Here is a 14012-nt window from a genome sequence, read left to right on the forward strand (position 1 = left end):
AAAACTTGGCGCAACCTCCGGCCCGATGGGGCCGGAGGTTTTCGTATGGCCTGTCAGGCCAGGTCGCGGCGCAGCTGATCGCCGATGCGCACGCTAAGCGCGGCCCCGGTGAGCGTCGGGTTCACGCAGGACGAGGACGACATGACGCTCGTGCCCGCGATGAACAGATTGGGATGGTCGTGGGTGCGGCAGTCGCGATCCACCACCGAGGTCTTCGGGTCGTCGCCCATGATGGTGGTGCCCATGATGTGCTGACGGTTCTGCCACTTCACGTCCGTGGACACGATGTCGGCGTCCAGCAGTCGCGCGATATCCGCAAAATCCTTCAGCGCGCGGTCGCGGCCGGCGTTCCAATAGTCCGTCACGCTGTAATAGATGGACGGCACGGGGATGCCGAGGGCGTCCTTCTTGCTCTCGCTCGGCAGCACCCGGTTCTCCGGCAGCGGCAGGGTTTCGAAATCCACCGCCCAGTTGAGCGAGCGGGCGGACTGGCGACGGATCTCGGCGTCGAGCTTGGAGCCCAGCACGCCCTTCTTGATCAGCCCTTCCGTCATCTGTGCCGTGGGCACGGTGTTGCGGACCTTGATCTTGTAGCTGGGATAGTCCTTGCGGAATTCGCCGTCGCGCTGGTTCAGATAGACGAGAAGCTGGGTGGGGCCTTCGCCCGGCCAGTAATCCTCCTTCGTCATCACATTCATGCTGATGCCGGTGTGGTCCATCAGGTTGCGGCCGACCTGATCGGACGAATTGGCGATCCCGTTCGGATAGCGCGCGGACTTCGATAGAAGCAGCAGCTTGGGCGACTCGATGCCGTAGGCGGCCAGCACGTAAGAGCGGGCCGTGAGTTTGTGCTCGCTATTGTCCGGGCGCTTGTACCAGATGGCGGTGATCTTGCCGTCGTCGGCGGCCTCGATCTTGTAGACGACAGAGTTGGTCAGCACCTGCGCGCCGTGCTTCTCGGCTTCGTCGATATGCATGGAGCCGTCATACTTGGCGGCGATGGGGCATACCGGATTGCAATTGTTGTTGCCGGCGCAGGCCGGGCGCAGGCCGTAGGGGCTGGTGGCGCGTCCGTTCGGCTCCAGGATGGGATTGAAGCCGCCCTCGGCAAGCTTGCCGGTGAGCTGGTTGAAGAAGTAGCTCGGCTTCAGGCCTCGCATGGGATAGGGGATGGAGCGCGGCGGGAAGGCTGCGCCGCCATGTCCGCTCTCGTCCTGCCCGTCCACGCCGCTGACGCCCAGCTCCTGTTCCGCGCGGGCATAATAAGGCTCCAGCTCATCATAGCTGATCGGCCAGTCACGACCGCGCCCATAAAGCGATTTCAGGCGGAAGTCGTTGGGCAGCATGCGCCACAGCGAGGAGCCGAAGTGCCAGGTGGTGCCGCCCACCACGCGCAGGTAGGAGGTGTTGTAGCGCACCGGTCCCACCTGCTGGAGATAGTCGCCATAGGTGGAAGGCGAATGCGGCAGGCTGGGGAAGGGCGAGCCCGCGCCCTGCAGCTTGGCATTTGCCAGCGAAAGCTTCACCGGCGCGTTGCGGAAGCGCTCCACGATGTCGCGACGATCCACCCGCGGGCCGGATTCCAGCACGATCACCTTCTTGCCGGCCTTCGCGAGATTGGCGGCAACGATGCCGCCCATCACGCCCGAGCCGATGACGATCAGATCCGCATCGAATGCGTCACTTGCCATTGTCTTGTTCCTGTCAGCAGTTCGTGCGGCGTCAGCTCTTGGCGTCGGGCTTGGGGCCCCAGGCATCGGGGCCGGGGCCATAGGTCGGGATGGCGAGGATGCCCTGCGTTGGCCGGTACATCAGAGCGTCCGCATAAGCGATCAGCTCGGCGTCCTCCGGCTCGCCCACCACGCCGAGATACCAGGCGGAGATGATCTTGGTGCCTGTGGCCATCAGCGTCTTGTCGGTGCCGGGCAGTGCGAGGAAAGCGTCCATGTCCGCGGCCCCGGCCGTGGTGATGATCTGCCGGATCGCCGCCACGTGGGACATCAGGTCAGGATTGCGCTTCTCCAGCGCGGCGAGGTAGCGCGCACCCAGCACTGGGTCGAGCTTGTGGCCGGTGAGGAATTCCGACAGCGACAGGAAGTTCTGTGCCTTGGCGTCCTGCGCGGCGAGCGCGGGCAGGGGGGCGGCGGCCGTGCCGGCAAGCGCGGCAACGCCCACAGCGGCGGTGGTGCGCAGCAGGTCACGGCGGCTGAGGCCTGCGCCTGTGGAGGTCAGATCGAATGGCATCTCGGCTCTCCTTCCGGAGCAATCAATGCGAGGAGGGGGAGGCCGCGCCGGGCGCGGCGGGGCGGGCACCGCGGGACAGGCGCAGCAGGCCGATGAACAGCAGCAGCACGATCACCACCGCGACCGCGCCGGGCAGAGCGTAGGGTGCGAGCTTGGCGAGCAGCGGCTTCTCGCCGCCCTCGCGGGCCTTGGCCACGTCGGCAGCTGTCACTTTCAGGGCGGGATTGCCATAGTGAGCAAGAACATAATTGCTTACGTCGGCGATATCCTGGTCCGAAAGCCGGTCGGTATAGAAGGCACCGGGGCCGAAGCCGGGCATGAAGGCAGTCTTGTCGCCCACTGTACGGCGCACGCCGAACAGGACGGTCGCGATGAGATTGTCTGCATTGCCCGCGCCGGTGGCGGTGTTGTTGAACAGGGACGGATAGGCGGAATTGCCTTGGCCATTGAGCTGGTGACAGGCGGCGCAAGTGCCGCTGAACACGCGGAATCCGTTCTCGTTCGGCGCTTCGCCGGGCAGGCCGCGCAGGGTCAATTCGGCCACGGAAGCCTTGCCGAAGTCGTAACGGGGCTTCGTCTCGCCGGCGATGGGCCGGGTGCCGCGCAGATAGACCACCAGAGCCTTAAGGTCGGCATCGTTCAGATGCTGGAGGCTGTTCTCCACCGCCTCGGCCATGGGGCCGGCAGCCTGCGCCTTGCCGGCCACGTGTCCGGTGCGCAGATAGGCGATCAGTTCGTCATCGGACCAGCCGCCGATGCCGGCGGTGCGGTCGGAGGTGATGTTGGGCGCATACCAGGCGCCGAGCGAACCGCCGCCCAGCGATTGGCCATGGTCTTCCGCCATGAACAGGTTGCGCGGTGTGTGGCAGGTGCTGCAATGGGCTAGGGCCTCGGCCAGATACGCGCCGCGATTCCAGTCGGCGGGCTTCGAGGGATCGGGCTTGAAAGGCGTGGTGTCGAGGAACAGCAGGTTCCACACCGCCATGGAAGCGCGGATGCTGAAGGGGAAAGGCAACGCGGTTTTGGGCGGGGTGCTCTCGGCCGGCTTCACCTCATGCATGAGGTAGGCATAGATGGCCTTGAGATCGGCGTCCGACATCTTGGCATAGGCCGTATAGGGCATGGCCGGATAGAGATGCGTGCCGTCCTTGGCCACGCCATCTCGCACGGCGCGGGCGAAGTCCGCCTCGGAGTAGCTGCCGATGCCGTTTGCCTTCGAGGGCGTGATGTTGGTGGAGACGATCTTGCCGAGCGGAGAATCAATACCGTATCCACCGGCGAAGGGAACGCCGCCATGGGGGGCGGTGTGGCAAGCTGCGCAGTCGGCAGCGGTCGCCAGATAGCGGCCCTTGGCGATCAGATCCGCATCCGCGGCCGGAGCGCTCTGGGCCAACGCCGTGCCTGCGCTCCCAAGCAGGAGGCCCGCCATCAGCAAGGCCGCTTTGCCGGAACTCCGCCAGTTGGGGAAAAGGGAGGCGATGGGCGTGCGAGCGGGCTCGCCGTTGCGCAAGGGCATGCGGCTGACTTTCATCGATCGTGAACGGTGTCGTCGGGCCGCATACCGACGCCACGCATGATCTGTGCAAAAGCCGTGCGCCCTCGGACAGGGCGGATACAAGCCGATGCCGGCTCTCATCTCTTGTCGGAAAACACGGAATTCGAGTGTTTTGAACGACAGGCGGGGAGCTGCCTACAAAGCGTCAGTATGCCGCATCAGCGACATTGCGCCTCATAGCTGTTCCAATGTGGCTTTGAAAATCAGTTCATTCTAGAAGCAGCTTTCACATAATGTGAAGGCTTGCGCCGTGCATCCGATTTCGTTCTCCGAAGCCCGCCTCCCATGAGATTTGACCTCACCGACCTGCGCATCTTCCTTTCCGCCCTCGACAGCGGCAGCCTCACCGCGTCGGCGGCGGAGAACAATGTGGTTGTCGCGGCGGTGAGCGCCCGCATCAAGCGGCTCGAGGCGGCGTTCGGGCTGGAGCTATTCGAGCGCACGGGGCGTGGCATCCGGCCCACCATGGCGGGGGATATGTTCGCCCGCCGCGCCCGGGTCATCGTGGATGATGCCCGCCGTGCCGAAGCCGAATTGCAGGAATTCGCGGATGGGCGCAGCGGCCATGTACGGCTTCTGTCCAACACCAACATGCTGGCCGAGCATATGCCGCAGGCGCTGGGGGCATTTCTGGCGGCGCATCCCGACATCCGGGTGAGCGTGCAGGATCGGCCGAGCCTGGAGGTGGTGAGCCTGCTGAAGACGGGGGAGGCGGACATGGGGATCGTGGCCGTGCCCGTGGACATGACGGGTCTGGAGCGCGTGCCTTTCGTATCGGATAGACTCGTGCTCGCTGTGCCGCACGGCTTTGCTCATGATGATGGTGAGATCGCATTTTCCCGTATTCTGGATCTCAACTTCATCGGCCTTCAGGACACGGCGGCCCTCACCCAGTTTCTGCGGCGCATCGCCAAGGAGATTGGGCGGCCCCTCACCTTCCGCATGCAAATGAACAGTTTTGAAGAGGTTTGCCGCATGGTGGAGGCGGGGGCGGGCGTGGCGGTCATTCCCGAAAGCGCCGCGCGTCGCTACCCCGCCTTCATGGCTATCCGCGCGCTCGCCATCAGCGATGCCTGGGCAGAGCGCGAGCTTTATCTGTGCGCACGCAACGTGCAGCAGCTTCCCGGCTTTGCGCAGGTCCTGTTCCACCATCTGGTGGCCTATGTGGCGCAGCGCGCACGGGATGCGGAGGTTTTCGGCGGTGCTTGATCTTGCCGTTTATGGGGGGCTCTTCGCCACGGCGCTGGTTGCGGCAACCATATTGCCGATGCAGTCGGAAGCCGTGCTTGTGGGCCTCATTCTCAGCGGGGCCTATCCAGTCTGGCTGCTGGTGCTGGTTGCGAGCCTCGGTAACATCCTTGGTTCGGTGCTCAACTGGCTTCTGGGGCGGGGGATCGAGCGCTTTCGGGACCGCAAATGGTTTCCCGCGAGCCCGGCGGCGCTGGAACGGGCACAGCGTTGGTATCGGCTCTACGGCCGCTGGTCTCTGCTTTTGAGCTGGGCACCGGTGATCGGCGATCCCATCACCGTCGTCGCCGGCATCCTGCGCGAGCCGTTTCCCGTCTTCCTGCTGCTGGTCACGCTCGCGAAGGTGGGCCGCTATCTGGTGCTGGCCGCGGTGACGCTCAACCTCCTCTGATGCGCTTCAGCCGGGTCGTTGATCGAGCACATGCCCCGGCGCAAGCGCGACGAAGTTGTCGTCCGGGATGGTAGCAGCACGCAGGGCCTGCGCCAGCGCTTCCACGGGGGCTTCACGAGACTCATCCGTGAGCTGGAATGTGCCCCAATGGATGCCGCCCGCAAGCTTGGCGCCCACATCCAGAAAGATCTGCACCGCCTCGGCGGGATTGATATGCTGGGGCTGCATGAACCAGCGCGGCTCATAGGCTCCGATGGGAATGAGCGCGAGGTCCGGTGCGCCATGCGCGGCGCGGATGTCCCTGAAGATGCTGCCGTCACCATAGCCGGTATCGCCCGCAAACCAGACAAGACCCAGGGCTGTCCTGATCACATAACCGCACCAAAGTGCCATGCGTCGGTCCTTGAGCGAGCGGGCGGACCAGTGGTTGGCGGGCACGAGCGTGGCGGTCGCCGTGGAGCTGAGCGACACTTCAGTGCCCCAGTCGCCGATGGAGATGCGGGCGTCCGGCGCGACCTTCCGGATCAACCCGTCGTTCCCGAGCGGCACCACGAACAGCGGACGATGCGCTTTGTGCAGGCGGGAGACGGTGACAAGGTCGAGATGGTCGTAGTGATTGTGCGAGATCAGGACCACATGGATGGGCGGCAGGGCATCGAAGGCGATGCCGGGCGCCGCGACCCGCTTCGGGCCGATCCAGCGGAAGGGGCTGACACGCTGCGACCAGACGGGATCGGTGAGTATGTTCAGGCCCGCCGCCTGTATGAGCACACTGGCATGGCCGACCATGGTGGCGCGGATGCCGGCCACACCCGCCTCAGGTATGGCGGGCTGGACATCCACCTTGCGCGGCCAGACCTTGCGGTCGCGGTTGCGACGCCACTGCCAGAGATCCCGCAGGGTCTTGTCGGTGATCTCGTGACCGGGATTGTAAAAGCGCGTGCCGTCGAAATGGCCGTTCGCCGGGCCGGAATAGTAGGGATTGCTCATCGCCGCGACCCTGCCTGCGGCCGCGTGGCCGGGCAATCCATTTCTGCGTGAAGCGAGGCGCTCAGGCGTCCAGCACGAGATCGGACGTGGGCACCGCCTGACAGGTGAGGCAGGTGTCCTCCTCGCCTTCCTGCACCGCGCCGAAATGATGGACGCTGCCCGAGATGACGCTCACCGCGCAGCTCTCGCACTGGCCCACACGGCAGCCGCTGGGCACGGAAATGCCCTCCTTCTCGGCGCAGGCGAGCAGCGGGCCGGCCTCAGGCGTCCAGAGGATGGTCCGCCCGGAGCGGGCGAAGCGCACCTCATGGGTGGCGGCTCCGTCCATGCGCGGCATCACGGGCGAGGCGAAGCGCTCGGAGAAGATCTCGAACGCCGGCACGCCGCGCGCCTTGAGGGCGGCGGTGAGGCTGCGCATCATCTCGTCGCCCGCGCACATGTAGAAGCGGGCACGGGCGGCGAGCAGCGCGGCGGGGATGAGGTCCGCGGTGAAGCGGCCGGTGTGGTCGCAGGCATCCTGCGCACGCGGGCGGCTGAGATGGGTGACGAGGGTGACGTTCGGCAGGCGTGCCGCGAGGGCCGCCACGCGGGCGGCGAAGGGGTGGCTGTCGCCGTCGCGGCAGGCGTAATGCAGGATCACCTGCGGCTCGCCCTTTTCGCCCGATAGCGTCTCCAGATAGGACAGGAAGGGCGTGATGCCGATGCCGGCGGCGATCAGCACCACCGGGAATTCGTTGCGCACCGGCATCAGGAAGCTGCCGGAAGGCGCCGTCACCTCCACCGTGTCGCCCACCTTCAGGCGGCGGGTGACGAGGGGCGAGAGCGCGCCCCCCGCGATGTGCCGCACGGCGATGCTGTAGGCATCCGGCCGCTCGCGGGCGGCACCGGTGAGCGAATAGGAGCGCGTCACGCCCTCGATGCGCACGCCGATGCTCTGGCCGGCGCGGAAGCCGGGCAGCGGCAGGCCGTCCTCGGGCACGAGGGTGAGCGCCACCACCTCCGCCGTTTCCTCGGAGCGCGCGGTGATGGTGAAGCGGCGATGGCCGGCCCACGGCCCGGCTTCCGCCAGCTCCACGTCGCAGGCAAAGGAGCGCAGCGGCAGGGAGCCGCTGACCGGATCGCGCTGGCGCTCGTCCACCAGCGCGTTGAAATTCGAGCCCGCCGCATTGCCGGAATTGGGCACGTAATCGGGCAGGCCGAGGTCCGGCGCGCCCTGCCACCAGCCATAATCAGCCACCACCAGATCGGGATCGAGGGCGGCATTCAGGCTCGCCTTCAGCCGCACGCTGCCGAGGCGTGTGCGCAAGGCGATGGTGTCGCCGGCGCGGATGTTGCGGGCGTGGGCGAGGTCGGGATGGAATTCCGCCATAGGCTCCGGCCGCTTGCGTCGCAAAGCGGTGATGCCCCGGTGCTGGCTGTGGCAGAAATAGCCGCTGTTGGCGGTGGTGACGGTGAGCGGGAAGGCCTCGCTGGGCTGCTCGGCCGGCGGCACATAGAAGGGCACCGGCGGCTGGCCCACGCGCAGCAGCTTTTCCGAATAAAGCTCCACCTTGCCGGTTTCGGTGGCAAAGCCGGTGTCGCGATATTTGCGATAGCGCTGCACCAAAGGCAGGCGGATGCCGCCCGGCGCGTCCCGGAGCGCGGCCATGTCGATGCCGAGCGGGGCCAGCATGTGGTTCATGCCCGCATCCACGTCGCCGCCGAAGAACAGGTCGTCCATGCCGAGCCGGGTGGCGAGCGCGAACACCACCTCGATGTCCGAGCGGCTGTCGCCCTGACGGGGCACGATGACCGGGCGCAGCTGCACCAGTTCCTGCGCTTCGGGCGTCACTTCGAAGCCGACCCGCAGGCCCTCGCGCTCCCATGCGCTGTCCACCGGCAGCACGATGTCGGCATAAGCGGCGGTGGGGTTGAGGAACAGGTCACAATGGACCTGAAATTCGAGCTTCTCAAGCGCCTTGCGCCCGCGCTCGGGGGCGGGGTGGGAGACCAGCAGGTTGGAGCCGAAGCCCACCAGCGCGCGGATGGGATAGGGGCGGCGCTCCAGCACCGCGTCATAAAAATCCGACGAGATGATCCAGCCGTCAGCAGGCGGGCCGACGGGGCGCTCGGTGAGGCCGATGGCCCTGGCCCGCTGGGCCTCCGGCATCAGCGCCATGGAGTGCAGGACGTTCACTGGCTGGGCGGCCATGCGCACATTGCCGCCGGGGATGTCGAACGAGCCGGTGAGGGCGTAGAGGGTGGCGATGGCGCGGTCGGTCTGGGTGGCGTTGGTATGCTGCCCGAGGCCGGTCCAGCCGTGATAGCAGACCGATTTCGCGTTGCCGATCAGCTCCGCCAGGGTCTCGATCTGTTCCGCCGAAATGCCGGTGATCCGGCTCGCGGTCTCCGGATCATAGGGCGCCGCCGCCGCACGGAAATGCGCGAAGGCGGGGCGGCAGGCGAGAGGGCCCCTTGCGGTCTCCACCTGCCACTTGCCGTCGAGCGCGGCATCCACGTCGGCCGAAGCGGCAGCAGGGCGGCCCGCCGCCTGATCCCAGATGAGATAAGCGTCGGCCGGCAGATCGCCGCCGATATCGGCGCCGCGCAGGAACAGGCCGTTGTCCTCGCGCACCAGCAAGGGGGCGTTGGTCCAGTGGCGCACGAAGTCGGCGTCATGGGTGTCGCCTTCCAGCAGCAGGCGCGAGACCGCCAGCGCCAGCACGCCGTCCGTGCCCGGCCGGATGCGCAGCCAATGGTCGGCGGCCTGCCCGGAGCCGGCGTTGCGCGGGTCGATGACCACGAGCTTCGCCCCGCGCGCCTGCGCCGCGCCGATGGCTTCCGCCTGCGCCAGCCAGGAATTGGCGGGATTGTGCCCCCACAGCAGGATCAGATCGGCATTGCGGTAATCCGCCGTGGGGATGCCGCAGCCGAAGGTGAAGGCGTGGGCCACATCCTTGTGCCAGTTGCAGATCTCGGTGGAATAGCAGGTGTTGGGGCTCCCGAAGCCGCGGATGAAGCGCTGGATCCAGTCCACGCAGTCGGACATGGGCGAGGATGAGCCGGACGTCACCGCGAAGGCCACGCTCTCCGGCCCGCTCTCGCGGGCGAAGGTGGAGAGCCGGCCGGCGATCTCGTCCAGCGCCTCGTCCCACGAGATGGGCACGAAGCCGGGATCGGCGGCGCCTTTGGGCGCGGTGCGGCGCAGAGGCGTCTTCAGGCGGCGGGCGCTGTGGGCGATCTCGGGCGCGGCCCGGCCCTTGGGGCAGAGGGCCTTGCCGGTGGGATGGGACGGATCGGGCCTGACCGCCACCAGCCGGCCGTTCTCCACCACATTGAGCGTGCCGCAGCGCGAGCGGCACAGGGTGCAGTAGCCTTGCTTCTCAACGACAGCCATGGTCCTGCCTCCCTGTGTGCGCTGTGGCTCTCAGGACGCGCGTGCGAGCGGCGCGTCGGCGGCTGCGAGCTCGGCGGCCACCAGATCCTCCATGGCCGCGCCCACGGACTTGAACAGCGTGATCGCCTCCGCATCCGTACGGCCCGTGACCTTGCCGGAGCACAGATCATAGAGGTCGCCGCGCAGCTTCGCCTTGTCCCACGCGCCGGACTTGATCGCCTGCAGCAGGTCGCCGGCCTCCGCTAGACAGCCGGCGCTTGTGTCCACATACACCTGCGCCTTCGCCACCAGATCGTCGTCGCTCTCGCGCATGGCGGGCGTGAAGGCGCCCACCAGATCCACATGGGTACCGGGGCGCACATCGCAACCCTTCACCAGCGCCACCGTGGACGTGGTGGCGGCGGTGATGATGTCGGCGTCCGGCGTTGCGGCCGCAAGATCCGTCACCGGCTCGGCGGGCAAGCCCTGCGCCTTCAGCTTGGCGGCGGACTTTGCCGCCTTCTCCGCCGAACGGCCCCAGACCAGCACCCGCGCGATGTCGCGCACGGTACAATGGGCGGCGGCGAGATGCGCGGACAGGTGACCGGTGCCCACCACCAGCAGGGTGCGGCTGTCGGGGCGGGAGAGATATTGCGAGGCCAGCGCGGACGCGGCGGCGGTGCGGCGGTTGGTCAGCGCATCGCTGTCCATGATGGCCAGCGGCACGCCGGTGGAGCCGTCGAACAGAGCGAACAGGCCGTTCACGGCGCCGAGGCCCTGCGCGGCATTGCCGGGGAAGACGTTGACGATCTTCACGCCCATGACGCTGCCGCGCCGCCACGAGGGCATGGTGAGCAGATGCGCGGGCGCGCCGGGCAGGCCCACCTCATAGGCTTGTCGCACGGGCGATTCCGCACCGCCCTCCGCGAACGCCTGTTTCAGCGCCTCCGCCAGTTCGCGGTAATCGAGCCGCGCATGGATTTCCTCGGCACTGAACATACGCAACATCATCGGCTCCTCATGATCCCGCTCAGGGATCCTCAATCCATCTTCACCGCGCCGGTGCAGATCCACAGCACCTCGGCCTCTTCCTCGCTCACCGAGACGAGGGCATGGCCCATGGCGCTGTCGAAATAGATGCTGTCGCCCGGCTCCAGCACCACGGGGGCATAGAACTCCGTGAACACTTCCACCCGCCCGGACATGACGCAGACGAACTCCTCGCCCTCATGGCGCACCCAGCCGGCGAAATCGTCCAGCGCGCGGGCGCGGACCTTGGCCTTGAAGGGAAGCATCTGCTTGTAGGAGAGGTCGGTGGCGAGCACTTCGTACTCGTAGGTTTTTGTGGGGTGCAGCTTGCCCTCGCCGGCGCGGATGACGCTGCGGCGGCCGAAGGGCGCCTGCTGGCGGCGGGTGTCGAACAGTTCCACCAGATCGAGCTGCATGCCGCGCGTGATGCGCTGGAGCACGTCATAGGTGGGCGACATCTGCCCGTTCTCGATCTTGGACAGCGTGGACCGGGCAACGCCGGTGAGGCGGCTGACCTCCTCCAGCGTCCAGCCCTTGTCGGTGCGCATGCGCTTGAGCTTGAGGCCGAGGTCCACCCGGTCGTCGCCCGCGGGGGGGGCGGCGGAGAAGCGGGCGGGAATGGTGCTCGGAACCGACAGCACGCGGGGCGTCCCGTTGGGCGCTGCTGCCGGGGCATCCACGGCGGGCGCTGCAGTAGCCTTGCGCTTGCGCGTCACCACCGGCGCCGCTGCGGCCTCGCCGGCGGCCGGCGTCTCGCGCGCAGGCCGCTGGGCACGCGCGGGCTTGGCGCTCCGGGGAGACAGTTTCGGTTCGGCAACGCGCGACATGCATCCTCCTGGAATCGTGCCGGCCGAAGGGCCGGCACGATCAAGACGTCTCACTTCTTGACGAGGGAGCACTCGCTCTTGGAGAGCGGCAGGAACGCCTCGTCGCCCGGAATCGTGGCGAGGACCTTATAATAATCCCAGGGACGCTTGGATTCCGACGGCTTCTTCACTTCCACCAGCAGCATGTCATGAACCATGCGGCCATCCTCGCGCACCTTGCCGTTCTTGGCGAAGAAGTCGTTCACCGGCAGCTCGCGCATCTTAGCCGAGACCGCCTTGGCCTCGTCCGTGCCGGCGGCCTGGATCGCCTTCAGATAGTGGGTGATGGAGGAATAGACGCCGGCCTGAAGGGCGGTCGGCATGGCCTTGCGGCGCTCGAAGAAGCGCTGGGCGAAGGCGCGGGTCTCGTCATTCTGATCCCAGTAGAAGCCCTCGACGAAGGAGGTGCCCTGCGCGGTCTGCAGGCCCAGCGCATGCACGTCGGAAATGAACATCACCGGGGCCACCAGCGCCTGGCCGCCGGCCACGATGCCGAACTCGTTGGCCTGCTTGATGGCGGTGGTCAGATCCTTGCCCGCATTGGCGAGGAAGATGGCTTGCGCCTTGGAGGCCTGCGCCGGCAGGAGGTAGGGCGACATGTCGGCGGAGTTGAACGGATTGCGGGTGGAGCCGGCGACGGTGCCGCCATCGGCCTTCACCTGATCCATGCCGATCTTTTCCAGCGAGGTGCCGAAGGCGAAGTCGGCGGTCACGAAGTACCAGCTCTTCTTGCCCTGCTTCACCAGCGCGTTCACCGGGGCGACGGTGTTGGAATAATTGTCATAGACCCACTGGAAGCCGGTGGGCGAGCACTGCTTGCCGGTGAGGTCCGTGGTGCCCGGGGAGGAGAAGAGGGCGACGCGGTTGGCATCCTTGGTGAGCTGCTGCACGGCAAGGGCGATGGCGCTGTTGGTGACATCCGAAATGGCGTCCACCTGCTCGTTCTCGAGCCAGCGGCGGGCGATGCCCACGCCCACGTCGGCCTTCTGCTGGTGATCGGCGCCGACGATGACGATGGGCTTGCCCAGTACCTTGCCGCCGAAATCTTCCGCCGCCATCTGCGCGGCCACCAGCGAACCGGGGCCGTTCATGTCCGACCACTGGCCGGACATGTCGGTGAGCACGCCGATCTTCACCTGATCATCGCTCACCTGTGCGCTGGCGGGCGCGGCAGCGAACAAAGCGGTGAGCGCGAGCGCCGTGCCGGCGCCGAGCCATTTCCTGAAAGCGTTGCTGGTCATTGGTGTCCCCTTCTGGGTTCTCTGGATGGGTTCTCTGGTCCGCGTTCGGCGCGGATGGTTTTTCTTGGGTAGAACGTGTTTCGGATCGGAAAATTCCGGTCAGCCGGCCTCCGGTGCCGCCTGCGGCGTCTTTGCGGGCGTCGCCGGCTTGCGGGAGCGGCCGAGGAAGGCGATCAGCTCGCCCACGAGGCCGCGCCGGAAGGCCAGCACGCACACCACGAAGATGGCGCCGTGGATTACCGTCACCCACTGGCCCAGCGAGGCCAGATAGTTCTGCATGGCGATGACGATGAAGGCGCCCGCCACCGGCCCGTAGAGCGTGCCGACGCCGCCGAGGAAGGTCATCAGCAGCACCTCGCCGGACATGCCCCAGTGCACGTCCGTGAGCGAGGCAAGCTGGAGCACCACCGCCTTGGTGGCCCCCGCAAGGCCCGCCAGCGTGGCGGAGAGGGTGAAGGCGGCGAGCTTGTAATGGTCGGTGGAATAGCCCAGCGACTGGGCGCGGGGCTCGTGCTCGCGGATGGCTTTGAGCACCTGCCCGAAGGGCGAGCGCACCACCTGCGCAATCAGCAGGAAGCCGCCGAGGAACACCACCAGCACGAAGCCATAGAGCAAAGTGTGGTCGTTGAGATCGAACAGCCCGAACAGTTTTCCGCGCGGGATGTTCTGCAGGCCGTCCTCGCCGCCGGTGAAGGGCGCCTGAAGGGCGACGAAATAGATCATCTGGGCCAGCGCCAGCGTGACCATGGCGAAATAGATGCCCCGGCTGCGGATGGCGAGCCATCCGGTGACGACGCCGAGCACGGTTGCGCTCAATGTGCCGGTGAGGATGGCGAGTTCCGGCGTCAGCCCCCACACCTTGGCCGCGTGGCCACACACATAGCCTGCCGTGCCGAGGAACATGGCATGGCCGAAGGATACGAGGCGGCCGTAGCCGGCGATCAGATTGAAGGCGCAGGCGAAGAGCGCGAACAGCATCGCCTTCATCAGGAAGCCGGAATAGACGAAGGCCGGCCCGATGATGAGCAGCGCCGCCATGCCGAGGAACAGCAGGATCTCCGTGCGGAACGCCGGGGCAGGGGCGTCCAGCGAG

Annotated in this window: 11 protein-coding genes; 2 read left to right on the forward strand and 9 right to left on the reverse strand. The window is 66.9% G+C overall.

Annotated features, from left to right (window positions below):
- Window positions 1–53: 53 nt before the first annotated feature.
- Genes IEW24_RS07975 through IEW24_RS07985 form a run of 3 tightly spaced genes read right to left on the reverse strand, consistent with a single transcriptional unit; the run spans window position 54 to window position 3760 of the window.
- Complete coding sequence (locus tag IEW24_RS07975; protein ID WP_373870018.1) at window positions 54–1772, reverse strand: GMC family oxidoreductase; 1719 nt, start codon at window positions 1770–1772, stop codon at window positions 54–56.
- Entirely contained in the window at window positions 1723–2244 is a 522-nt protein-coding gene (locus tag IEW24_RS07980) for a sugar dehydrogenase complex small subunit (RefSeq protein WP_188576979.1), read from the reverse strand. Before IEW24_RS07980 ends, IEW24_RS07975 begins: the two co-directional genes overlap by 50 nt.
- Before the next feature lie 22 nt (window positions 2245–2266).
- A complete protein-coding gene (locus IEW24_RS07985) occupies window positions 2267–3760 on the reverse strand; it encodes a c-type cytochrome (RefSeq protein WP_244644214.1) in 1494 nt (497 codons plus the stop codon).
- A gap of 324 nt (window positions 3761–4084) precedes the next feature.
- Between IEW24_RS07985 and IEW24_RS07990 the strand changes: the two genes are divergently transcribed.
- Window positions 4085–5008, forward strand: coding sequence for a LysR family transcriptional regulator (locus tag IEW24_RS07990; RefSeq protein WP_188576980.1), 924 nt, complete (start codon window positions 4085–4087; stop codon window positions 5006–5008).
- Entirely contained in the window at window positions 5001–5438 is a 438-nt protein-coding gene (locus IEW24_RS07995) for a YqaA family protein (RefSeq protein ID WP_188576981.1), read from the forward strand. Before IEW24_RS07990 ends, IEW24_RS07995 begins: the two co-directional genes overlap by 8 nt.
- Before the next feature lie 6 nt (window positions 5439–5444).
- Here IEW24_RS07995 and IEW24_RS08000 read toward each other — a convergent pair whose 3' ends face one another.
- From IEW24_RS08000 to IEW24_RS29065, 6 genes are all read right to left on the reverse strand, one after another.
- Window positions 5445–6428: an MBL fold metallo-hydrolase gene (locus IEW24_RS08000; protein WP_188576983.1), complete on the reverse strand. Its 984-nt coding sequence runs from the start codon at window positions 6426–6428 to the stop codon at window positions 5445–5447.
- A 61-nt stretch (window positions 6429–6489) separates the two neighbouring features.
- A complete protein-coding gene (locus tag IEW24_RS08005) occupies window positions 6490–9804 on the reverse strand; it encodes a molybdopterin-dependent oxidoreductase (RefSeq protein ID WP_188576985.1) in 3315 nt (1104 codons plus the stop codon).
- A gap of 30 nt (window positions 9805–9834) precedes the next feature.
- On the reverse strand, window positions 9835–10794 hold the full coding sequence (lhpI, locus tag IEW24_RS08010; protein WP_308468508.1) for a bifunctional Delta(1)-pyrroline-2-carboxylate/Delta(1)-piperideine-2-carboxylate reductase: 960 nt from the start codon (window positions 10792–10794) through the stop codon (window positions 9835–9837).
- 29 nt (window positions 10795–10823) lie between these two features.
- Window positions 10824–11639, reverse strand: coding sequence for a helix-turn-helix domain-containing protein (locus IEW24_RS08015; RefSeq protein WP_188576987.1), 816 nt, complete (start codon window positions 11637–11639; stop codon window positions 10824–10826).
- Window positions 11640–11689: 50 nt separating this feature from the next.
- Complete coding sequence (locus IEW24_RS08020; protein WP_188576989.1) at window positions 11690–12919, reverse strand: ABC transporter substrate-binding protein; 1230 nt, start codon at window positions 12917–12919, stop codon at window positions 11690–11692.
- 99 nt (window positions 12920–13018) lie between these two features.
- Window positions 13019–13957: a branched-chain amino acid ABC transporter permease gene (locus tag IEW24_RS29065; protein ID WP_308468546.1), complete on the reverse strand. Its 939-nt coding sequence runs from the start codon at window positions 13955–13957 to the stop codon at window positions 13019–13021.
- Window positions 13958–14012 lie beyond the last annotated feature (55 nt).

The sequence above is a fragment of the Azorhizobium oxalatiphilum genome (genome assembly GCF_014635325.1).
Taxonomy (GTDB): Bacteria; Pseudomonadota; Alphaproteobacteria; order Rhizobiales; family Xanthobacteraceae; genus Azorhizobium; species Azorhizobium oxalatiphilum.

Coding starts and splice junctions, on each gene's coding strand:
- IEW24_RS07975 (WP_373870018.1), bottom strand. CDS start 1,772: ATGGCCCCGGCCCCGATGCCTGGGGCCCCAAGCCCGACGCCAAGAGCT.
- IEW24_RS07980 (WP_188576979.1), bottom strand. CDS start 2,244: ATGCCATTCGATCTGACCTCCACAGGCGCAGGCCTCAGCCGCCGTGAC.
- IEW24_RS07985 (WP_244644214.1), bottom strand. CDS start 3,760: ATGCCCTTGCGCAACGGCGAGCCCGCTCGCACGCCCATCGCCTCCCTT.
- IEW24_RS07990 (WP_188576980.1), top strand. CDS start 4,085: ATGAGATTTGACCTCACCGACCTGCGCATCTTCCTTTCCGCCCTCGAC.
- IEW24_RS08000 (WP_188576983.1), bottom strand. CDS start 6,428: ATGAGCAATCCCTACTATTCCGGCCCGGCGAACGGCCATTTCGACGGC.
- IEW24_RS08005 (WP_188576985.1), bottom strand. CDS start 9,804: ATGGCTGTCGTTGAGAAGCAAGGCTACTGCACCCTGTGCCGCTCGCGC.
- lhpI (WP_308468508.1), bottom strand. CDS start 10,794: ATGATGTTGCGTATGTTCAGTGCCGAGGAAATCCATGCGCGGCTCGAT.
- IEW24_RS08015 (WP_188576987.1), bottom strand. CDS start 11,639: ATGTCGCGCGTTGCCGAACCGAAACTGTCTCCCCGGAGCGCCAAGCCC.
- IEW24_RS08020 (WP_188576989.1), bottom strand. CDS start 12,919: ATGACCAGCAACGCTTTCAGGAAATGGCTCGGCGCCGGCACGGCGCTC.
- IEW24_RS29065 (WP_308468546.1), bottom strand. CDS start 13,957: ATGGCGGCGCTGCTCATCATCGGGCCGGCCTTCGTCTATTCCGGCTTC.